We start from the raw sequence: 21,765 nt of genomic DNA, 5'->3' as shown, positions 1-21,765 counted from the left end.
CGCATGATCTTTCCGGAAAACCGCTTCGCACTTTTCCGGATCATGCTTTAGCTGATCCGCTGATTGACCGAAACGACGCGCCAGCCGCTCGCGAGGCGATCGATCCGGGTCAGCGACAGCGGATCGATCACGAAGCGCAAGGCGGCCTGCGGCGTGAGATCCAGCGCGATGCAGAGCGCGGCGCGGATGGTGCCGGAATGCACGATGAGCGTGGCGGGTCCAGCTCCGATCCGCGCCAGACCCAGTCGGACGCGCGCAACCTGATCCGCAAAGCTCTCGCCGCCCGGCGGCCGTCCGCCGGCGGGATCATTCCAGAACTGCGCATAGGCAACGCCGCCGGTGGCCGAGAGCGCGTCGTGCCGATGGCCGGTCCATTCGCCGAAGTCCTGCTCGCGGAATTCAGCGACGAGCTCCGGTTCGAGTCCCAGCGCGCGCGCAGTCTCGACCGTGCGCCGCGAGGGGCTCGCATAGCTGGAGCCATTCGCGGGCAGATGCCGCCGCAGAACGTCCAGCTGCGCGCGATCACCGAGATCGGCCGGTGCGTCGGCTGCGTGGATCGTTCCTTTGACGCCGTCGACCGGCGCATGCCGTATCAGCCAGAGGAAGGTCTCGCCTTCCATGCTCGTCTCCAAGGAAGTGGGGCGCTGTGGCAATAACGCCGCAACTGGCACATTGACTCCATCTTGATGGTAATCCTAGATGCTCGCGACGGTTTCCCCGAAAGGGGATGAAAAGGGAATGCGGTGCGGGGACGTTGTCCCCAATGCCGTGGCTGCCCCCGCAACTGTGAGCGGATAATCCTTCGTCACAAGCCACTGGGTCCTCGGCCCGGGAAGGCGACGAAGCGGTGATGACCCGCGAGCCAGGAGACCTGCCGTCAGCCGTGGTCACACGCGAAGATGTCGGTCGGGGTGTACAGACATTCGGCTTCATCGGACGGCTGCAAGGCCAACAGGTGAGACCTCGTTCGCTGTGACGTGCCACTGACGTCATGCCGAGGTCCAACAACCGTGTCTTGCATCCCTGTCGTACGGCCGCGCCGTTTCCTGCTCGCGGCGCTCACATCGATTGTCGCTGCGGATCCGCCGACGGCGCTGGCGCAGCAGGCCCGCGAACCCCTGCCGCCGGTCGAGGTCTCGCCCGACCAATCCCGCAAGCAGACCAGGCCGTTCCGGGAAGCGCAAAGCACGCGCCGCGCGGCCGTGCGCAGGCCTGCTGCCGCGCCCAAGCCGGCCGTGCCGGCAGCGACGGCGCAAACGCCGCTCAACTCCAATGCAGTCGCCGAGAGCGCCTCGCGGCTCGGCCTGACGGTGCGGCAGACGCCGGCGACCGTCGAGGTGATCTCGGCCGAAACCATGCGCGAACAGGGCTATCGCACCGCGTCGGAGGTGGCGCAGGGCGCAGTGGGCGTCACCTCTGGCGACAATCCCGCCGAGCCCTCCGCCTTCTCCATGCGCGGTTTCACCAACAGCCAGATCAACACGCTCTATAACGGCATCAAGATCGGCCCGCAGAACATGACCTCGCGGATCATGGACACCGCCAATCTTGAAGCGGTGGAATTCCTGAAGGGCCCGGCCTCGCTGATCTCGGGCGAGGGCGCCGCCGGCGGCGCAATCAACTTCGTCACCAGGCAGCCGCATACAGGGGCGATCCGGAACGAAGCCGATTTCTCCTGGGACTCGCTGAACTCGTTCCGCGCCCATTACGGCTCCGGCGGCAGCACCCATGTGCAGGGCCTCGACTACCGCTTCGACATCAGTCGCTCCTCGCTCAACGGCTTTGCCGACGACACCAACACCAGGATGCTCGACGCTTCGGGCCAGCTCAACTACCGGATCTCCGACAGCCTCAAGATCTGGGGCGCGATCGAGTACCGCGAGGACCGCTCGAAAGCCTATTGGGGCGCGCCGCTGGTGCCGATCGCTTTCAGCGGCTCGCATGCGACGAGCGGCATCGTCTCCGGGAATTACGTCTCGAACTACAACGGAACCGATCTCGGTGCCGTCACCATCGACGACCGCACCTTCAACACCAATTACAACGTCCTCGACAACCGGAACGTCGCACAGGAGGTGTGGCTGCGCGGCGGCTTCGAGCTGAAGCTTGCGCCTGACCTGACGCTGAAGAGCCAAGCCTATGGTTACGGCGCCGAGCGCAGCTGGTTCAACAACGAGGTCGAGGCGTTCAACTCCGGGACGAACCTGGTCGATCGTGAGCGCTTCTACGTCGCACACAGCCAGCGCCTCGTCGGCAACATCACCGACTTGATCTGGGACGGGAACATCGCGGGTTTCGACAACCGGCTGGTGACGACGCTGTCGTCAAGCTATCTCGATTTCGTCAGGCCGGGCGCCGCGAATTTCCCTGGCAATTCCGTTTCGCTGATCGATCCGAATCGCGGCTTCTACGGCCTGCTCACGACGCAGCAGCAGACCGCGCGGATCGACAACGAGGCACTGTCGTTCGAGGACCGGCTGAAGCTGACGCGCAGCTTCGCCCTGGTCGGCGGTCTGCGCGTCGAGCATATCGGGCTCGACCGCAATTCGACCGACAAGAACGGCCTGGAGAAAGCGGGCTTCCCGTTCTCGAAGGACTGGGCGCCGGTGACCGGCCGTATCGGCTACACCTGGGAGGCGGTGCCAGGCCTGACCTTCTTCAGCCAGTATGCGACCGGCGCCGACGTCTCCGCGAACACCAGCTTTCTGCTGTCGCCGGCCCAGCCGCTCGATCTCACGACCGCGCGCACTTACGAGACCGGCGTCAAGCATCTGTTCTGGGACAACAGGGCAGAGTGGTCGTTCTCGGCCTACGACATCGCGCGTAAGAACGTCTACGCCGCGGCCGGCGGCGTGGCGCTCAACATCGCCGGGCGGCAGGAATCGAGGGGCGTGGAATTCGCCGCCGCAGTGCGGCCGATCGAGCCGCTGCGGCTGTGGGGCAACATCGCCTATGTCGATGCACGCTATGCCGACTACAATTTCGCCGGTGGCTCGTTCTCCGGCAATACGCCGCCCAACGTGCCGCGCGTCGTCGCCAATGCCGGCGCAGCCTACCGCTTCTTCACGCCGTGGCCGGTGGAACTCGGCATCACCGGTCGTCATGTCGGCGACCGCTACAACACCGATGCCAATGTGGTGACGATGAAGGCTTACACCGTGGCTGACGTCTATGCCTTCGTCGACATTCCCAAGACCGTGTTCAATGCAGTCGAGCAGGCTCGCCTGACCCTCCGCGTGCGCAACATCACCGACAGGCGCTACGCGGTCTGGGGCGATCCGTTCTATCCCGATCAGATCCTGCTCGGCACGCCCAGGACCTACGAGCTCTCCGCCGCGTTCAAGTGGTAGGCCTGAACGGATGATGCGCGCGATCGTCCTCTTGCACCGCTGGCTCGGCGTCGCGTTCTGCCTGCTGTTCGCGATGTGGTTTGCGACGGGAATCGTGATGCACTTCGTGCCGTTCCCGTCGCTCACGGAAATGGAGCGCTTTGCCGGCCTTGCCCCAGTGGATCCTGGGCAGGTCCGACTGGCGGTCCACGACGCGGTGGCCGCCAGCGAGATCAAGGATGCCACGCGCGTTCGGCTGATCCAGCGGAGTGACGGACCGGCCTACGTCGTGTCGGGACCATCGGGCGTGCGCGCCGTTCGCGCCTCCGATGGACAGGATGCACGATTGGCATCGTCCGGCGTCGCGCTGGCGATCGCGCAGGATCACGCCCGCCGCCGTGGTCTCGATGCCGGCCGAGCCGCGTTCAGCGCGCGCTCCGACCATGATCAATGGAGCGTGCCGAACGGCTTCGATCGTCATCGGCCCTTGTTTCGTGTTGCCCTCGGCGATGCCGCGGGAACGGAAGTCTATGTCTCGTCGCGCACCGGCGAGGTTGTGCTCGATACCACGCGAGGCGAGCGCGGCTGGAATTGGGCGGGCAGTGTGCTGCACTGGATCTATCCAACGGTCCTGCGCAGCAACTGGTCCCTGTGGGACCGCGTCGTCTGGACGCTGTCGCTGCTGGCCATGCTGGCAGCCTTGCTGGGCGCTGTGCTCGGCACTATACGGCTCAAAATGCGAGGCCGCCGGATCTCGACACCCTATCGCGGCTGGCACGCGCTGCATCATCTCATCGGCCTGGTGGCCACGGCGTTTGTGCTGACCTGGATCTTCAGCGGCTGGCTCTCGATGGACCACGGCCGCTTGTTCTCGCGCGGGGAGCTGAGGCACGCCGAAGCCGCCGTGATCAATGCTCCGCCGGATTGGGCGACGGTCACCTCGCTCGATCGAGAGCCGATATCGTTCGCGGCCCGCGAGGTCGAATGGTTCGCTTTCAACGGCAATCTCTACCGTCGCGAGCGCGTGAGCCTCGACAGGCAGATCCTGGTCGGCGGACGTGAAGCGGCACGCGATGGACGCGCGGAATTCCTCAGCGCGCCGGAAGTTCAGGGTCTCGTAAGCCGACTTGCTGCCGGATGCGATATGCCGTCCGTTCTTGCCGCAGAGGAGGACTACCGCACGCATCCCGCACTTCCGGGCGCTCCGGTCTACCGCGCCCGCTGCGGCGAGCTCTGGTTCGATATCGATGGTGCCGACGGCCGCGTGCTGCAACGGCTGGACGCCTCGCGGCGCGCCTATCGCTGGTTCCACAGCGCACTCCACACGTTCGATCTTCCGTTTCTGCTGGCGCATCCGCGTTTGCGCGACATCCTGATTGTCGGGCTCTGCTGCCTCGGATTGATGTTCTCCGTCACCGGCATCGTCATCGGCTGGCGACGCCTGCGCTCGACCTTTGCGGCTTAACGCGCCTCGGCGACGCGTGCGGCGGTCGCCGGTGACTAACCTCTCCCCGACGGGGAGAGGTCGGATTGCCCTGGCGATGCGAAGCATCGTCTCAGCGCAATCCGGGTGAGGGGCTTCGGTACTCAGCGAGACCAGATCCCCTCACCCGGACCGCATCTTCGATGCGCTCCGATCTCTCCCTGCGGGAGAGGTGAATCGAGCTGAGCGCACATCGATTCAACCAAAGCTCATCCTGCTCTAATCCAGTCCGGTCTTGCCCGGCGCCCAATACGCTTTTGCCTTGATCCGTGCCGGCGCGACGCCGGCGGCCTTCAAAGCGCGGCTGACGTGCTGGATCGAGGACGCCTTGCCTGTCAGCACGAACTGGGCCCGGTTTGCGGCAAGGCGCAGCATTTCCGCCTCGACTTTCGCAAGATGATCCTCGCCGCTACTGCGCGCGACCAGCCGCGACTCGCCGAGCGACATGGCATCCAGCACCTGCCGCGCTGCTGCGACATCCGTGGCCTCGAACATATGGAGCGAACCGCCGGCCTGCATCGTCCCGCGTAGCGCCGCCGCAAGGCCGAACGACGTCTCGTCGCCGAACAGGACGACAGGCGCCGCGAGTCCGGCAAGATCGAGCGAGCGTCGCGGACCGAAGAGGCGGCAAGCTCCGCCTTCGCGCAAGTTGTCCGCCCATCGGCTGCCGGGTCCGTCGCCATGCATAAAGGCGAGGAGGCGTGTCCGGCCGCGGCCGCTGTCCCACGACATCGGCGTGTAGGTGCGCGCGCTCAAGCCCGTGCCCATCGCGATCTGGATCTTCTGGCCGGCGGCCCAGGCGATGTCCTTGAGGGCATCGCCTTCGAGCTCGATGAGTCGAAAGCGTGGCGACAGGGACTCGATGGCGGCGACGCGCGCAGGGCGCATCAGCCACCGCAGCAACATCCGCGTGACGCGCCCTTGTCGCTGTGGCGAACCGGAGATATGCGGTGTCTGACCGGGCTCGTTCAGGATCTGGCTCCCCGGCTATCTGGTCTTGATCGTGAGTTCGTTGCCGCGGTCGGAATTGAACGGCAGCGCGAGGGAGAGATAGCCGTTGCCGGGATCGCGCACGTAATCGATATAGCCGGAGGCTTCCGCGAACGCGTTCTCGCCGACGATCACGGCGCCTTGCTTCAGATGCGGTTCGAGCACCTTGAGCACGGGGAGATAGAGCGTGAAGGCGCCGTCGAGCATCACCATGTCGATCTCGTCGAGGCCCGCGCTCAGCGTTTCGCGGGCATCGCCAAGCCTGAATTCGACCAGGTCGTCGAGCCCGGCTGCAGCGAGGTTGGCGCGGGCACGCTCGATCTTGCCGGGTTCGAGATCAGTCCCGATCAAGCGACCGCCGCCCATGTCGCGCAAGGCGGCGGCCATGTAGATGGCGGAAATTCCCATTGAAGATCCAAACTCCACAATGCGCGTGGCCTTGCAGGCACGGGCGCATAGGTAGAGAAAGCACCCGAATTCGGGGGAGACATTCAGGAAATTGCCCGCCAGCCCGCGATAGACTCCCGCGAGGTCCCTGGTCTCGCTTTCGATAAACGATCTGATCATGCTCGGGTGATCGCTCGCCTCGCTCATCTGGGTTTGCATCAGGGGCGCGTCGGCCGCCTCGGCTTCCCGATGAAGGCGAAGGAGAACGTCGGCGACGCGGCCGTTGGTCAGGGAGTTCATGCTCCAGGCTCCGGAAAATGCGCCCGCCGGGCGCTACGGGACCCTGGATACGAAATGGTCCTTCGGACCGCATTCCGCGAACGCGACAATCGATTGCGAATTCTGGTCAGTGTGAGCCGATGCGGCGTTCGGCCAGATATCGCGCCGGCGGCTTGCCCAGCACCTTGCGGAACATGGTGACGAAGGCGCTGGCCCCCTCATAGCCGAGATCCAGCGCCACGGCCTGGACCGACACGCCCTGGTCGAGACGCTGAAGCGCGATGAGGATATGGAGTTGCCGACGCCAGCGGCCGAAGCTCATGCCCGTCTCGCGATGCAGGATGCGGGTGAGGGTGCGCGGAGCAACGGCCATGCGCCGGCTCCAGTCCTCGATGGTCGCGCGATCGGAAGGGTCGGCCATCATCGCGCCGGCGATCCGGCGCAGCCTGGCATCGGCCGGCATGGGGAAACGCAGCTCTTCGGCGCGGGCCAGCGACAGCTGGTCGAGCAGCACCGCCGCGATCCTGCCGTCAGCTCCGTCGAGATCGTACATGACGGGCATGTGGGTGGCATGCACCAGCAAACGTTCGAGCAACGGCGAGATCGAGAGCGCGCAGCATTGCCGCGGCAATGTCGGCACCGCATCCGGCTCGATGAACAGGCAATGCATCTCGACGTCGCCGGCGACGCTCACGCTGTGCGGTACATGGCCGGGGATCCACACCGCACAGCGTGGCGGCACGATCCAGACGCCGCGCTCGGCCTCCAGCCTGACGAGGCCGCGCATGGTCAGGACGAGCTCGTCCTTGCGATGCTCGTGCATGGCCAGCTCGATGCCCTTGGTGATCATGTGGCCGCCGAAGGCGGCGATGGGGCGTGGCACGGTTTCAGGGTCGAAATCTCCAAGATCGTCGGGGCGAATATGGTCGTCGTGGAGCGTGAAGAAGGGCATAGTGAAGGGTGAACGATCGGAATGGGAGTGGCTGGTCCAGGTCATATCTGGCCCGCGATCGCCACTTTCAACGCAGGGCCTCCGAGTCTCGATCGTTTCTAACCAGTTCGGCTCCGCCGTTGCTTCGACGCGTCGTCGGGCCGGGCATCGTGCTCGCTTACTGATCGTACAATAAAGAGAGGCAGAGCCGACCACCGTGCATAGCTCGTGGGCGCCCAGCGGTCCCGCGTCGCCGTCCGGCCGCCTGGAAATTAGACAGATGATCTCCAACCCTCGGATTGCAGTGCAGCGAGCGTCGCGTTTTGCGCGGAGAAATCCGTGCTGCGCTGCACTTTTGCGGTGGGGACGCAGGTCGCGTTGGCGTGCTGTCTGCGCAGGCAGCGCTGCACCAAAACGTGCAGGACGCGCCGCGCCGACCGCGCGCTGGCGCAGTGGATTGCGACACCGCTGGCCCTATCCCGCACCCATCACTCTGTCGCACGCTCGCAGACGGTGGCATGACAGGCAATGCATGATGAAGCGCGCGCGAGGTTGCGATGAACGGGAACGACCCGGCGTCCGGTTCGGACGTCGCACGTAGCTGACCCCACACATGAGCTCCTCCGAACATCATTGGGAAGTCGGCACGGATATCGGCGGCACTTTCACCGATATCATCGCGATCCGGCGCGATTCCTCCGAGGCGCGGATTGCAAAGGTGCCGTCGCGCCCCGACGCTCCGGTTCAGGCGATGCTGGAGGCGATCGAGGCGGTGGGCCTGCGCAAGAGCGAGGTCAAGCGCTTCGTTCATGGCACCACGCGCGTGACCAACGCCATCGTCGAGGGCCGCTTGCCGAAGGTGGCGCTGGTCGCGACCGAAGGCTTTGCCGATGTGCTCGAAATCGCACGCTACCGCCGCCGCGATCTCTACCGTCTCGACATTCCCCCGAAATCGCCGCCGCTGGTGCCGCCGGAGCGCTGCTTCAGCCTGGCCGAGCGCCTCGATCACGAGGGGCGGGTCCTCAAGCCGCTGGAGCAGGCTGAGATCGAGCGTCTGGTCGCCTGGCTGAAGGCGACCGGCGTTCAGAGCGTCGCGGTGGCTCTGCTTCATGCTTATGCCAACCCCGTGCACGAGAAGATGCTCGGCGAGCGCCTCAAGAACGTCGTCGCCCATGTCTCGCTGTCGCACGAGATCAATCCCGAGGCGCGCGAATATGAGCGGACCTCGGCGACCGTGTTCAATGCGGCCGCGATGCCGATCGCGGTGGAATACCTCAGCGAGCTGGAGCAGCGGCTGCCGATCGGGCCGGGCCTGCAGGTGTTTCATTCCGCCGGTGCCATGATCCCGATCTCGGCGGTGAAGCGGCGCCCGCTGGTGATGGCGATGTCGGGCCCGGCGGCCGGCGTGTCGGCCTCGGTGAGCATCGCCCGCCAGCTCGGCACCTCGCGCATGCTGACCTTCGACATGGGCGGCACCACCACCGATGTCTGCCTGATCGTGAACGGCCAGGCCGAGATGACCGACGGCCGCATGCTCGGCGACAAGCCGCTGCGCCAGCCGATGCTTGCGGTTCATTCGATCGGCGCGGGCGGCGGGTCGATCGTCCGCCACGGTCCCGGCGGCCTGACGGTCGGACCGGAGAGCGCCGGCTCCGAGCCGGGCCCGGCCTGCTACGGCCGGGGCGGCCTCGAGCCGACCATCACCGACGCCAATGCGGTGCTCGGCTATCTCAATCCCGCGACCAAGCTCGGCGACCGGATCGGCATCGATCTCGAAGCCGCCGGGCGCGTGATCGAGCCGATCGCGCACGCGCTGGGCATGAGCCTGACCAGAACGGCGCTTGGCATCATCAAGGTCGCAAACGCGACGATGGCCCGTGCGCTGCGCCGCGTCACGGTCGAGCGCGGCATCGACGGACGCGACTGCACGCTGCTCGCCTTCGGCGGTGGCGGCCCGATGCACGCCGCCGGCCTTGCCGATCTCTACGGGATTGCAGAGGTCGTCGTGCCCAGTGCATCGAGCGCGTTCTCGGCGCTGGGCTGCCTCACCGCCGATTTCAGCTTCCTGCAGCAGCAGACCTTGCGCGCGGCGCTCGACGGCATCGACCTGGCGCGCGTATCGGAGCGCATTGGGACGCTGATCGACGATGCCTCAGGGCCGCTGATCGCCAACGCCGTTTTGCGGTCGGAAATCCAGGTCGAGCTGGTCGCGCTGATGCGTTACGCGGCGCAGAACGATGCCATTCCGGTCTCCTTTACGCTGCCGCTGGACGTGGCGAAGCTCAAGAAAGATTTCCTGGCGCGACATCACGAACTGTTCGGCTACGCGACGAGCGAGCCTTGCGTCATCGAATCCGTGCGGGTCCAGGCGCGCCGCCCATCCACGACCGTCGTGAGCCGGCCGGCGGTGGCGATAAGGGCGGTGTCATCAGGTACGCGAACCTGCTCGTTCGACGACCTCCATGGGATCGAGACCGCGATCGTCGATCGTGCCGCGATGACCGATATCGTCAGCGGTCCCGCGATCATCGAGGATGCGTGGTCGACCGTGGTGGTGCCGCCCGGCTGGGAGGCGAAGCCTGATGCCGGTGGCAATCTGTTCCTGACGCGGAGGGCCGCATGACGCTCGATCCGTTCGTCGTCGAGGTCATCAGGCACGGCCTCTCCGCGGCGGCGGAGGAGATGAGTCTCGTCATGACGCGCTCGGCGCGCTCGCCGCTGCTGCGTGAGGCCGGCGACCTGTCGTCCGCGATCACCGACGGCCATGGAGGCCTGGTCGGGCAGGGCCGCGACATTCCGATCCATCTCGGCGCGATGGCCTATACCATCCCTGAATTGCTGAAGGTGATGCCGCGCGACAGCCTGAACGACGGTGACGTCGTGATCTACAATGTCGGTGCGCTCGGCGGCAATCACCTCAACGACGTCAAGGTGGTGCGGCCCGTCTTTGTCGACGGCGAGATCGTGGCGTTCGCGGTCAGCCTCGCGCATTGGCCCGACATCGGCGGCACCTGGCCCGGCAGCTATTTTTCCAAGGCCATCGACACCTTCCAGGAGGCGATGCGGATTCCGCCGGTGCTGATCGCGACCGCGGCCGGTGTCAATGCGCCGATCGTGCAACTGCTGAAGGCCAACATCCGTGACGCCGAATCCGGGGAGGGTGATCTGCTTGCTCAGATCGCAGCGACCAAGGCGGGCGAGCGGCGCATCGTCGACCTCTGCCGCGAGCACGGCAAGGCGGTGTTCATGGCGACGCAGTCGCGCCTGCACGATCTCTCCGAAATCGAGATGCGGGAGGCGCTCCGCGCGCTGCCAGACGGCGTCTACGAGGGCGAGGACTATCTGGACGACGGCAGCGACAACAACGCGCCCGCGCGCATCCATGTGAAGATCACGATCGCGGGCGACGAGGCGACCTTCGACCTCTCCGGAAGCTGCGACCGCGTCTCGAACTTCTGCAACACGACCCCGTTCATGGCGCGTTCCGCCGTCGCCTATGCCGCGCGCATCATGAGCGGGCGGGACATGCAGCAGAACGCGGGCGCGCTCCGGCCGTTGACCATCATCACGCGTCCGGGGTCGATCCTGGAGCCGGGCTGGTCGGCGTCGGTCGCCGCCGGTAATCACGAGACCTCGATGCGCATCGTCGATGCGATCTTCCGCGCGATGCAGGACACCATCCCCGAACGTTTGTCGGCAGGCGGGGCGACCACCGCAGGTGTCCTGTTCTTTGCGCAGCCGCGGCAGGACGGCTCGTGGAAGATGCTCTATGAGGTCCATGGCGGCGGCGAAGGCGCGCGGCATGACCGGGACGGCATCTCGGCAACGCGGGTGCATCTGTCCAATACCTCGAATACGCCGGTCGAGGTGATCGAGGCGAATTACGCAATCCGCCTGGAGCAGCAATCCATTCGCCGGCAGTCCGGCGGCACTGGCGCCCACCGCGGCGGCGATGGCGTCGTGCGCGTCTACCGCATTCTGGCTCCATCGATGCATCTGACCACCTGCATCGAGCGCATGGTGATCCCGCCGTTCGGCATGCAGGGCGGAAAGCCCGGCAAGCCGTGCCGCATCTCGCTGATCCGACATGGCGCAAATGTCGCAATCGACGGCAAGTCGAACCTGGTGTTGCAGCAAGGCGATCTCCTGACCGTCGAGACCTGCGGCGGTGGGGGCTACGGCATTGGAGCTGCGGAATGAGGGGATTGCCATGAGCCGATTGTTGCGAACCGGGCTGAATGCCGGCGACAGCGCGCCCATGGCCGTGGTCGGCGGCGAGGGCGTCTATTTTCATCTTGCGGACGGGCGCAAGCTGATCGACGGCAGCAATACCGGCGGTGGGCTGGGGCACCGCCATCCCGCCATGGTGGAGGCGATCCGCCGGGCGGCGGATACGCCCGTCGTCAACGAAGGCTGGACCTGGATCGGCCGCGAGCAGGCAGCGGACGATCTAATGGCCATGGCGTTCGAGGGCGAAGAGGATTGGGTCGGCGCGGTACGCTTCTGCATCAGCGGCAGCGAGGCCAACGACATGGCGCTGTCGCTCTGTCAGGCATTGACGCAGCGCGCACCGCTCGCGACGCGCGAGCGGGCCTATCACGGCATCACCGGCCTGTCGCGCAGCATGACGGTGCAGCCGCAATGGCATGGCGGCCTTGCGGTGCATGCCGGCGGCTCGAAGCTGCCGGCGCCCATGGCGCCGGTGCGGATCCTGCCGGCACCGGATGGCGCTATCTACGGCGCGCCGGCCAACAATACGTCGCCCAGCGAGTATCTCGCAGCCGCGCCGCGCCTCTTGTCGGACACGGCGGCGACGATCATCGACTACACCCAAGGCGGCATCTACTACGATGGCGCCTATCAGGACGAAGTGGCGAAGTGCGCGCGGCAGGCGGGCTCGTACTGGATCGCCGACGAGGTCGTCACCGGCGCGGGCCGTGCCGGGCGCTGGTTCGCGTTTCAAGGGGCACAAAGTCGCCCTGATATCGTGACTCTCGGCAAATCGCTCGGCGGGGGCGCGGCCGCCGTTGCCGCCGTCGTGGTGTCGAAGGAGATCGTCGAGCGGTTGAAGGGCACGAGCTGGCAGAACTATGGCACGCTGCGCGGTCATCCGATTAGCATGGCGGCCGTCAGCGCCTATCTCAAAGTTGTCACCGAGGAGAAGATTCTGGAGCACGTGCGGCGCCTCGAGCAGCTGTTCGTCCGCCGCCTGCTCGCGATCGCGCAGAAGCATCCCAGCGTGCGGCGCGTCGCGGGGCAGGGGTTGCATTGGACGGTGGAGCTGCACGGACCGGATTGGCGCTCCTGGCATGCGGACACCACCGAGGTGCCGATCGCCTCGCGCGTTGCGGAGCGCGCGCTCGAGGCCGGTGCCGTGATCGGAACCAGCGGCGAGCAGACCTCGCTGTTCCTGGCGCCGCCGCTCGTCATCTCCGAGCGCGAGGCCGAGCTGCTTTTGGACGCGCTCGACCATGGCCTCGATGTTGCCGATGAGGAGCACGGGTGAGTGCGGATCACGCCACGCACATCATGTCGGCGCGCAGGCATCCGGCTGGAAATTCCGGGCGAGGCTGCGTTAAGCTGCCCGCGCCGGCACGTCGCTGAAGCTGCGGCTTCGTCCGAGAGATCACCAGGAAATCGCTGATGCGTATCGTCAATGTTGCCGCTGCCCAGATGGGCCCGATTCAGAAGGCCGACAGCCGCGAGGCCGTGGTCAACCGCATGATCGCCCTGATGGACGAAGCCAAGAGCAAGGGCGCCGACCTGATCGTCTATCCCGAGCTTGCGCTGACGACGTTCTTCCCGCGCTGGTACGTGGAGGACCGTTCCGAGTTCGACATCTGGTTCGAGCGCGAGATGCCGAACGCGGCGACGAGGCCGCTGTTCGAGCGCGCGGCACAGCACGGCATCGCGATGAATTTCGGCTATGCGGAGCTGACGCCCGACGGCCATCACTTCAACACCGCCATCCTCACCGACAAGTCCGGCAAGATCGTCGGCAAGTACCGCAAGGTGCATCTGCCGGGCCATGTCGAGTACGACACCAAGCGTTCGCACCAGCATCTCGAGAAACGCTATTTCGAGCCCGGCGATCTCGGCTTCCCGGTCTGGCGGGAGCTTGGCGGCATCATCGGCATGGCGATCTGCAACGATCGGCGTTGGCCGGAAACCTATCGCGTCATGGGCCTGCAGGGTGTCGAGATGGTGCTGATCGGCTACAACACGCCGTCGGTGAATGCGGAGAAGAGCGAGGAGGGCGTCGAGAAGCGCCTGTTCCACAATCGATTGTCGGTGCAGGCCGGCGCTTATCAGAACGCGACCTGGGTGGTCGCGGTCGCCAAGGCCGGCAATGAGGATGGTCACCCGCTGTTCGGCGGCAGCCTGATCGTCGATCCCAATGGCGAGATCGTTGCGGAGGCCAAGACCGACGATGACGAGGTCCTCGTCCACGCCTGCGACCTTGATGCGACGGTCTTCGGCAAGACCACGATCTTCGATTTCGCCCGGCATCGCCGCATCGAGCATTACAGCCTGATCACCAGCCGGACCGGCGCGGTGCCGCCGCCGGAGAGGTGACGCCGATGGCCGGCAAGAGCATATCGCTGCGCGAACTGGACCCCCGGGATCGCTACAAGCTGCTCTGCGGCGTGGTGGTGCCGCGGCCGATCGCGCTGGTGACGACGCTCGACGAGAACGGGGCCGTCAATGCCGCGCCGTTCAGCTTCTTCAACGTGTTCTCCGAAAGCCCCGCACTGATCGTGCTCGGGCTCCAGCACAAGCCGGATCACTCGCCCAAGGACACGACCCGCAACATCCACCGCGATGGCGAGTTCGTGGTTCACATGGTGGATGAGGCTTTGTCGGCGGCGATGAACGATTGCGCGGTCGACTTTCCCTCCGGCGATAGCGAGGTTGCCGCGACCGGGCTGGCCACGCTCGCCTCCGTCGACGTGAAGGTGCCGCGCCTTGCCGCTGCGCCCTTCGCGCTCGAATGCCGGCGCCAGATCGTGTTGACCTTCTCGCCGGATCGCGAGCTCCTGGTCGGCGAGGTGCTCAGGGTTCATGTCCGCGACGGGCTGGTCGATGAGGCCAACATGTATGTCGACCTCGACGCCTACCGGCCGATCGGCCGCATGTTCGGCAATCTCTACACGACCCAGCGAGATACGTTTTCACTGACCCGCGAGAGCCATGCACAATGGCTGGCGCGGCGGGCCACCAAAGAGCTGAAGGACGCCTAGTGAGCCGAGAATTGCACCGTACCCACTGCCATGGTGACGGCCGCCTGCGTCGGGTCGATCACGGCAATGCCGAGCGCGTCCTCCAGCGGACGGCGGTGGCGCGCCATGCCGGCGCAGCCCATCACGATGGCCCGGGCGCCGTCCTCGTCGCGCAGCGCGCGGCCGACCTCGATCATCTTGGCCAGCGTTCCTTCGCCCGACGCGGTTTCGGCGACGCTCATGTTCAGCGGCCGTTCGCCCGCGAGGCGCTCCGTCAATCCCATCTGCCGGAGATAGCGCATGTGCCGGGGGATCGAGCGCTGGGCGATCGCGATGACGCCGAAAGTCTCGGCGCGGGCGAGTGCGGTCAGCACGCCGCATTCGGCAATGCCGAACACGGGCCGGTCGGTGCCTTCTCGGCAGACCTGAAGGCCGGGGTCGCTGTAGCAGGCGATGACGAAGGCCGCCGAGCTGTTGTCGCTTTCGACCAGCCGGCGCAGCGGCATCGCGACGCTGTCGACGTCGGCCTGGCTCTCGATCCCGAACGGACCTTCCGCCAGCGTCCGGCAGACCACCTCCGGCCCGCGCTCGAACTCGAGCGGCTTCAGCGCATCCTCCAGCCCTTGCGTGACGGCGGGGTTGGAGTTCGGATTGATGACGAGAATGCGCGGCCGGGACATGACGGTCTTCCCTTACGAAATTTCGAGTACGTGCCTTGAGCCTATCACGGAGTGCCTCATGACTGAACCCGCTTACGACCTGATCATCCGCGGCGGCCGCATCGCCACCACCACGGACGTCTTCGAGGCCGACGTCGCCATCACAGGCGAGACCATCGCGGCCGTCGGTAAGCGCCTTCCGGCGGCAAAGCGCGAGATCGATGCGCGCGGCAAGCTGGTGCTGCCCGGCGGCGTCGATAGCCACGCCCATATCGAGCAGCTGTCGGCCGCCGGCATCATGAATGCCGACACCTTCGAGAGTGCGACCGTCTCCGCCGCGTTCGGTGGCACCACCACCGTGATCCCGTTCGCGGCCCAGCATGTGGGTATGAAGCTGCCGCAGGTGGTGGAAGACTATCACGCGCTGGCCAGGAAGGGCGCGGTGATCGACTACGCCTTTCACATGATCATCGCGGATGCGACCAAGGAGACGGTCGAGGAGCACATCCCGGCGCTGGTGAAGCAGGGCCATGCCTCGATCAAGATCTTCATGACCTATGACCGGCTCAAGGTCGACGACGAGCCCTTGCTCGACATTCTGCTGGCCGCGCGCCAGTCCGGCGCGATGCTCTGTGCCCATGCCGAAAATCACGGCATCATCGCCTGGATGGTGAAGCGTTTGCTTTCGCGCGGCTACACCATGCCGAAATATCACGCCGTCAGCCACGCCCGCGTGTCGGAGGCCGAAGCCTTCACCCGGCTGATCGGCATGGCGGCGCTGATCGATCAGCCCATCATGATCTTCCATGTCTCGACCGCCGAAGGCGCCAAGGTCATCCGCGACGCGCGCGGGCAGGGGCTCAAGGTGTTCGCCGAGACGTGCCCGCAATACCTGTTCCTCACCGCTGGCGATCTCGACAAGCCTGGCGCCGAGGGTGCGAAATGGATGTGCAGCCCGCCGCCGCGCACGCATGCGGACCAGGAGGCACTGTGGCAGGCGCTCGCGCTCGGCGATCTCCAGACGATTTCCTCCGACCACGCGCCGTATCGCTATGACGAGACCGGTAAGCTGCGCGCCGGTCCCAATCCGAACTTCAAGCAGGTTGCCAACGGGCTGCCGGGGCTTGAGCTGCGGCTGCCGCTGCTGTTCGACGCGATGGTGTCGAAGGGACGGCTGGGCCTGGAAAAATTCGTCGAGCTGACCGCGACCGCGCCGGCAAAAATCTACAATCTGCATCCGCGCAAAGGCTCGATCGCGGTCGGCGCCGACGCCGATATCGCGATCTGGGATCCCAACCGCGAGACCGTGATCGCCGACGAGATGATGCACGACCTCGCCGGCTACACGCCGTTCGCGGGCCGCAAGCTGAAGGGATGGCCGGTGACGACGCTCTCGCGCGGCCGGGTGATCATCGACGGCAACAAGTGCCTCGCGTCCGCCGGCAGCGGAAAGTTTTTGGCGCGCAGCGGCGGCGAGGCGGCAAAGCCGACCGGCCGGCTCGTCGCCGACATGGATCCGGAACGGAATTTCGGGGCAAAACTGCTGTGACGGCGGATCGCGCGCGATGAAGATCGTCATCTTCGGCGGCACCGGCTTTGTCGGCCTCAATCTCGCCGAGGTGCTGCTCGCGCGCGGACACGAGGTGACGCTGCATGACCGTGCGCCGCTGCCGCCGGCTGCGCAGCGATCCATGGCCGATCATCACGAGCGGCTCAAGGTCGTGCTGGGCGACGTCACCGACGCCGAGGCCATCGACGCTCTCATCGCCGAAGGCTGCGACGCGATCGTGCTGGGCGCCGCGGTCACCGCGGGCGATGAGCTTGAACGCGCATCGCCGGCGCGCGTTCTCGAGATCAACGTGATGGCCCAGATCCCGATTCTGCAAGCCGCGATCCGCCATGGTGTTCGCCGCCTCGTCAATCTCTCGTCGGCATCGGCTTACGGCCCTGCAGGTCACCGCGTTTCGGTGCTGGACGAGGAGACGCCCTGCGATCCCGTTTCCTTCTACGCGATCAGCAAGTTCACCTCGGAGCGCTCCGTGGCGCGCCATGCCGAGCTCTTTGGCGGTGATTTCCTGAGCGTCCGCTTGAGCGCAGTGTTCGGTCCGTGGGAGCGGCCCGGCTCGGTGCGCGATACGCCGAGCCTCCAGCACCAGATCCTGGCGGCGTTCGCGCGCGGCGAGCCGGCGCTGCTACCCGCGCCGGGGGTGAAGGACTGGACCTACGCGCCCGACGCCGCTGAAGCCGTCGCCGTGCTGATCGAGGCCGAGCGTCCGCGGCATCGTCTCTACAACATCTCCAGCGGCGTGGCATGGTCCGCGCTGCAATGGGGTGAGACCTTTGCGGCCCTGCATCCCGGGCTGCAGTGCCGGCTCGCGGCGCCCGGAGAGAAGACCTTCATCAAGCTCCACGGCGGCGACCGTGCGCCGATGTCGGTCGCGCGGATGGCCGACGAATTCGGCTGGCGCGCCCGGTTCGGCTGCGCGGAGTCGGCAGCCGCGATGAGCGCCTGGTGGATGCAGCACAAGGAGGGGATTTGAGATGCGGCTGCAGGGGCGCACGGCGATCATCACGGGAGCAGGGTCGGGTATCGGCCGCGCCAGCGCAAAACTGTTCGCGGAGGAGGGCGCGCGGCTCGCTCTGGTCGATCGCGATGCGGCGGGCCTTCAGGAAACGCTGAGCCTTGTGAGCGAGGCAACGATCCATGTCGGCGACGTCGGCGATGCCAGTCTCGCCGAAACCGTGGTCAGCGACGTCGTCGGGAGGCACGGGCAGGTCGATGTCCTGATGACCGCCGCCGGCTTCTCCTGCGGCGGCACGGTGCTGACGACGAGCGTGGACGACTGGGACGCGGTGTTCCGCGCCAATGTCGGCGGCACCTGGCTGTGGGCGCGGGCGGCGGTGCCTCACATGCAGCGGCGGAAAAGCGGCTCGATCATCACGCTGGCCTCGCAGCTTGCGATCGCCGGCGGCAAGGGCAACAGCGCCTATATCGCCGCCAAGGGCGCGATCGTCAGCCTGACGCGGACCATGGCGGTGGATTTCGCCACCGACGGCATTCGCGTCAACGCGATCGCGCCGGGCGCGATCGACACGCCGATGCTTCGCCGCAGCTTTGCCCGTCACGCCAATCCGGACGAGGTGCGCGAAGCCTCGCGCAACCGCCACGCCATGAAGCGTTTCGGCGTGCCTGAGGAGATCGCGCAAGCCGCGCTGCATCTCGCCAGCGATGCCTCCTCGTTCACGACCGGGACGGTGATGGTGGTCGACGGAGGCTGGCTCGCGGCATGAGCGACGCGCTGACACAGCTCGAGGCGCAGGTTCGCGCCGATCTCGCCAGGATCGCGCATCCCGGCGCCGCGTGGCTTGAGCCGAAGACCGGGCCGGACGGCAAGCCGGCGCTGGATGTCCTCATCATCGGCGCGGGCCAATCCGGCATCGCGATCGGCTTCGGCTTGATGCGCTCGCGCGTCAGCAACGTCCTGCTGCTCGACAAGGCCGCGGAGGGGAAAGAGGGCCCTTGGCTCACCTATGCCCGAATGCCGACGCTGCGCAGCCCGAAGGACTATACGGGGCCGGACCTCGATATTCCGAGCCTGACCTACCAGTCCTGGCACGAGGCCCGCTTCGGCAGGGAGAGCTGGCAACAACTCGGCCTGATCGAGCGCGAGCATTGGGCGGCGTATCTGCTCTGGGTGCGGCGCACGGTCGGCTTGCCGGTGCGCAATGATTGCGAGCTTCTGGAGATTGCACCGGCGGCTGGTGGCCTGCTCGCCGCGCGCGTGACACAGGCTAGCGCGATCGAGACGCTCTACGCTCGCAAGATTGTGCTGGCGACGGGGCAGGAGGGTATGGGCGGCTGGATCATTCCGGAGCCGCTGCGTCATCTGCCATCGAGTGTGGTCGCAACCGTCGCGGACGATATTGACTTCGAAGGCTTGCGCGGCAAGCGCGTCGCGGTGATCGGCGCGGGTGCATCCGCCTTCGACAATGCGGCGACTGCGTTGGAAGCCGGCGCCGCCGAGGTTCATCTGCTGTGCCGCCGCGCGCAGATCCAGCTGATCCAGCCCTATCGCTGGCTGACCTTCCGCGGCTTCCTGCGTCATCTCAGCGATCTCGACGATGCCTGGCGCTGGCGCTTCATGCGCACCATCCTGGAGATGCGCGAGGGCTTTCCGCAGGCAACCTACGACCGCTGCTCGAGTCACGCCAATTTCACGCTGCACGAGGGCGCGCCGGTCGAAGCCGTGCGTGAGGCCGGCAAAGCGGTGGAGTTGCAGACGCCGCACGGAAGCCTCACCGCTGATTTCGTCATCTGCGGCACCGGCATCGACATGAACTTCGCCGGGCGCGGCGAGCTCGGCCATTTCGCCGGCAATATTGCGACCTGGGCCGATCGCTACCAGCCGCCGGCAGGCGAGCGCAACGAACGGCTCGGCCGCTTCCCCTACCTTGCCGACGATTACGCCTTCACCGAGCGCGTGCCGGGCAAGACGCCATGGATCTCCGATATCCATCTCTTCGCCATCGCCTCCACCATGAGCTTTGGTGCGTCTGGATCCTCGATCAACGCCATGACGACGGCGGTGCCGAAGCTGGTTCACGGCCTGACGCGCGTCCTGTTTCGCGCCGATGTCGTGCGGCACTGGGCCGCGCTCAGCGCCTATGACGTGCCGCAGGCGGTGGTCACGCGGCCTGCGCGAAAAATGGAGGAATTGCAGTGATCACCCATGCGCCGCCGCGACGAAGCGTCCGCAAGCGCGCGCCATGAGACTGGCGCGCAACTTGCTTTCTTCTTAACCTGCCTTGCTGGCGCTCTCGTTCGAAATTCAGGGAAAAACCAATGCGTTTTGTGTCTTTCAGGTCGGCGTCCTCCGTCCTCGCCACCACCGCGCTGTTGCTCATCGCCACCGCGCCTACGCAGGCGCAAACCCGGGCCGAGACGCTGCGTTACGTCACCGGCGCATCCGTCAACACGCTCGATCCCAACATTCCCGGCTCGACGCGCGAATCCTTCGCCCTGAGCATGAGCACCTACGACCGGCTGGTGGCGTTCGGCCGCAAGCAGCTCAACGGCAAATGGGTGTTCGATCTCGACAAGATCACGGGCGAACTCGCCGAATCCTACGAGGTCAGCCCCGACGGCTTGAAGCTCACATTCCGCCTGCGCAAGGACGCCAAGTTCCAGGACGGCTCGCCGGTCACCGCCGAGGACGTGAAATGGTCGCTCGATCGCTGCGTCACCGCGCCGATCCTCGGCAAGGCGCAGTTGCTGACGGGCTCCCTGACGTCGGCCGACCAGTTCAAGGTGATCGATCCCCTGACCATTGAGGTGACGCTGCCCAAGCCCGACAAGCTCGCGCTCCCCAACCTCGCCACCGTCTATCCCATGATCATCAACGCGAAGGTCGCCAAGGAGCACGCAACGCCTGACGATCCCTGGGCGACGGCCTGGCTGAAGGAGCATACCGCCGGCAGCGGCGCCTATGTGATCGAGAGCTTCAAGCCCGGCGAGCAGGTGATCGTCAAGCGCAACGAGGCCTGGAATCGCGGCTCCCCCGACAAGCCGGCCTTCTTCAAGCGCGTGATCATCCAGTCGGTGCCGGAGCCGGCGACCCGCGCCAACCTCGTCGAGCGCGGCGATGCCGATCTCGTCGTCGACCTGCAGGCCAGCGACGTGCAATCGCTGGAGGCCAAAGGCAAGCTCAAGGTGATCTCGACGCCGCAATACAATTCGATCACCTTCGTCTCGATGAACAACCAGATCCCGCCCTTCGACAACGTCAACGTCCGCCGCGCCGTCGCCTTCGCGCTGCCGTATGACGACATGTTCAAGGCCGCCCTGTTCGGCCGCGGCGCGCCGCTGTTCGGCGCGAGCTGGCCGGACGGCAAGCCGTTGAATGGCGTCTATCCGTTCCAGCAGCCGGTGCAGCTGGATCTCGATAAGGCCAGGGAATATCTCAAGGCCGCCGGCCTGCCGGAAGGTTTCTCGACCACCTTCAGCTTCAACGTCGGCCAGGCCTCGACGGCCGAGCCGATGGCGGCGCTGGTCAAGGAGTCGCTTGCCAAGATCGGGATCAAGGTCGACATCCAGAAGCTGCCGGATGCGCAGATGTCGACACAGATCAACGAGAAGAAGCTTCCCTTCTTCACCGAAGGCATCGTCGCCTGGCTGCCGTCGACCGATTACTTCTACCGCAACTTCTACACCGGCAATCAGCGCTGGAATTATAGCTCGATCAACAATCCGGACCTTGCCGCGATCGCGCAGGAAGCCCGCTTCGAGCCGGACAAGGCCAAATACGAGGAAGCCGGCCGCAAGCTCAACGCGATGCATTTCGACCTGATGCCGCAGGTCATGCTGTGGCAGCCGAACCAGGACGCCGTGATGGCCTCGTCGATCGAAGGCTACACCTACGAATTCCATCGTCAGGTCGACTATCGCGATGTCAGCCGCAAGTGATATCGGTAGGCGAGGGAGGCTCTG

The 21,765-nt window shown here is 66.0% G+C and carries 17 protein-coding genes and 1 riboswitch; of the genes, 12 read left to right on the top strand and 5 right to left on the bottom strand.

The annotated features are described in order from the left end of the window. Positions 1–47 precede the first annotated feature (47 nt). The gene (locus P6U31_RS23250; protein WP_407184111.1) at positions 48–620 is read right to left on the bottom strand and encodes a histidine phosphatase family protein; all 573 of its coding nucleotides are present in this window, start codon (positions 618–620) and stop codon (positions 48–50) included. A gap of 72 nt (positions 621–692) precedes the next feature. After that, a riboswitch (cobalamin riboswitch) is annotated at positions 693–894 on the top strand. Between the two features lie 116 nt (positions 895–1,010). Between P6U31_RS23250 and P6U31_RS23245 the strand changes: the two genes are divergently transcribed. Further along, entirely contained in the window at positions 1,011–3,350 is a 2,340-nt protein-coding gene (locus tag P6U31_RS23245; protein ID WP_407184110.1) for a TonB-dependent receptor, read from the top strand. A 10-nt stretch (positions 3,351–3,360) separates the two neighbouring features. Beyond that, positions 3,361–4,794, top strand: a complete 1,434-nt coding sequence (locus tag P6U31_RS23240; protein ID WP_407184109.1) for a PepSY domain-containing protein — start codon at positions 3,361–3,363, stop codon at positions 4,792–4,794. A 237-nt stretch (positions 4,795–5,031) separates the two neighbouring features. On the opposite strand, the gene P6U31_RS23235 is transcribed toward P6U31_RS23240, so the two are convergent. From P6U31_RS23235 to P6U31_RS23225, 3 genes are all read right to left on the bottom strand, one after another. Next, a complete protein-coding gene (locus P6U31_RS23235) occupies positions 5,032–5,700 on the bottom strand; it encodes a siderophore-interacting protein (RefSeq protein ID WP_407184108.1) in 669 nt (222 codons plus the stop codon). A 99-nt stretch (positions 5,701–5,799) separates the two neighbouring features. Continuing rightward, positions 5,800–6,489 carry an O-methyltransferase gene (locus P6U31_RS23230; RefSeq protein WP_407184107.1) on the bottom strand — a complete coding sequence of 230 codons (690 nt, stop codon included), beginning with the start codon at positions 6,487–6,489 and terminating at the stop codon, positions 5,800–5,802. A gap of 106 nt (positions 6,490–6,595) precedes the next feature. Next, positions 6,596–7,465, bottom strand: coding sequence for an AraC family transcriptional regulator (locus tag P6U31_RS23225; protein ID WP_407184106.1), 870 nt, complete (start codon positions 7,463–7,465; stop codon positions 6,596–6,598). 547 nt (positions 7,466–8,012) lie between these two features. On the opposite strand from P6U31_RS23225, the gene P6U31_RS23220 reads away from it, so the two are divergent. The 5 genes from P6U31_RS23220 to P6U31_RS23200 all read left to right on the top strand — a co-directional run bounded on the left by P6U31_RS23220 (position 8,013) and on the right by P6U31_RS23200 (position 14,640). Next, complete coding sequence (locus tag P6U31_RS23220; RefSeq protein ID WP_407184105.1) at positions 8,013–10,022, top strand: hydantoinase/oxoprolinase family protein; 2,010 nt, start codon at positions 8,013–8,015, stop codon at positions 10,020–10,022. Continuing rightward, positions 10,019–11,599 (top strand): hydantoinase B/oxoprolinase family protein, encoded by a 1,581-nt coding sequence (locus P6U31_RS23215; RefSeq protein WP_407184104.1) that lies wholly within the window; start codon positions 10,019–10,021, stop codon positions 11,597–11,599. Before P6U31_RS23220 ends, P6U31_RS23215 begins: the two co-directional genes overlap by 4 nt. Positions 11,600–11,609: 10 nt before the next feature. After that, a complete protein-coding gene (locus P6U31_RS23210) occupies positions 11,610–12,905 on the top strand; it encodes an aminotransferase class III-fold pyridoxal phosphate-dependent enzyme (protein WP_407184103.1) in 1,296 nt (431 codons plus the stop codon). A 137-nt stretch (positions 12,906–13,042) separates the two neighbouring features. Continuing rightward, complete coding sequence (locus tag P6U31_RS23205; protein ID WP_407184102.1) at positions 13,043–13,975, top strand: N-carbamoyl-D-amino-acid hydrolase; 933 nt, start codon at positions 13,043–13,045, stop codon at positions 13,973–13,975. 5 nt (positions 13,976–13,980) lie between these two features. Continuing rightward, positions 13,981–14,640 (top strand): flavin reductase family protein, encoded by a 660-nt coding sequence (locus P6U31_RS23200; protein ID WP_407184101.1) that lies wholly within the window; start codon positions 13,981–13,983, stop codon positions 14,638–14,640. On the opposite strand, the gene P6U31_RS23195 is transcribed toward P6U31_RS23200, so the two are convergent. Beyond that, positions 14,637–15,299: an aspartate/glutamate racemase family protein gene (locus P6U31_RS23195; protein ID WP_407184100.1), complete on the bottom strand. Its 663-nt coding sequence runs from the start codon at positions 15,297–15,299 to the stop codon at positions 14,637–14,639. The genes P6U31_RS23200 and P6U31_RS23195 overlap by 4 nt on opposite strands. 58 nt (positions 15,300–15,357) lie before the next feature. Between P6U31_RS23195 and hydA the strand changes: the two genes are divergently transcribed. The 5 genes from hydA (at position 15,358) to P6U31_RS23170 (ending at position 21,741) form a co-directional block, all read left to right on the top strand. Beyond that, positions 15,358–16,827: a dihydropyrimidinase gene (hydA, locus tag P6U31_RS23190; protein WP_407184099.1), complete on the top strand. Its 1,470-nt coding sequence runs from the start codon at positions 15,358–15,360 to the stop codon at positions 16,825–16,827. Between the two features lie 16 nt (positions 16,828–16,843). After that, on the top strand, positions 16,844–17,818 hold the full coding sequence (locus tag P6U31_RS23185; RefSeq protein WP_407184098.1) for an NAD-dependent epimerase/dehydratase family protein: 975 nt from the start codon (positions 16,844–16,846) through the stop codon (positions 17,816–17,818). Between the two features lies 1 nt (position 17,819). Further along, on the top strand, positions 17,820–18,569 hold the full coding sequence (locus P6U31_RS23180) for an SDR family oxidoreductase (protein ID WP_407184097.1): 750 nt from the start codon (positions 17,820–17,822) through the stop codon (positions 18,567–18,569). Then, a complete protein-coding gene (locus tag P6U31_RS23175; RefSeq protein ID WP_407184096.1) occupies positions 18,566–20,002 on the top strand; it encodes an NAD(P)-binding domain-containing protein in 1,437 nt (478 codons plus the stop codon). Before P6U31_RS23180 ends, P6U31_RS23175 begins: the two co-directional genes overlap by 4 nt. A 119-nt stretch (positions 20,003–20,121) precedes the next feature. Continuing rightward, positions 20,122–21,741: an ABC transporter substrate-binding protein gene (locus tag P6U31_RS23170; RefSeq protein ID WP_407184095.1), complete on the top strand. Its 1,620-nt coding sequence runs from the start codon at positions 20,122–20,124 to the stop codon at positions 21,739–21,741. Positions 21,742–21,765: the final 24 nt, after the last annotated feature.

Source organism: Bradyrhizobium centrosematis (assembly GCF_045571495.1).
Taxonomy (GTDB): Bacteria; Pseudomonadota; Alphaproteobacteria; order Rhizobiales; family Xanthobacteraceae; genus Bradyrhizobium; species Bradyrhizobium centrosematis.
Note: the sequence above shows the minus strand (reverse complement) of the source record. Positions and strands in the feature narration are given on the sequence as shown.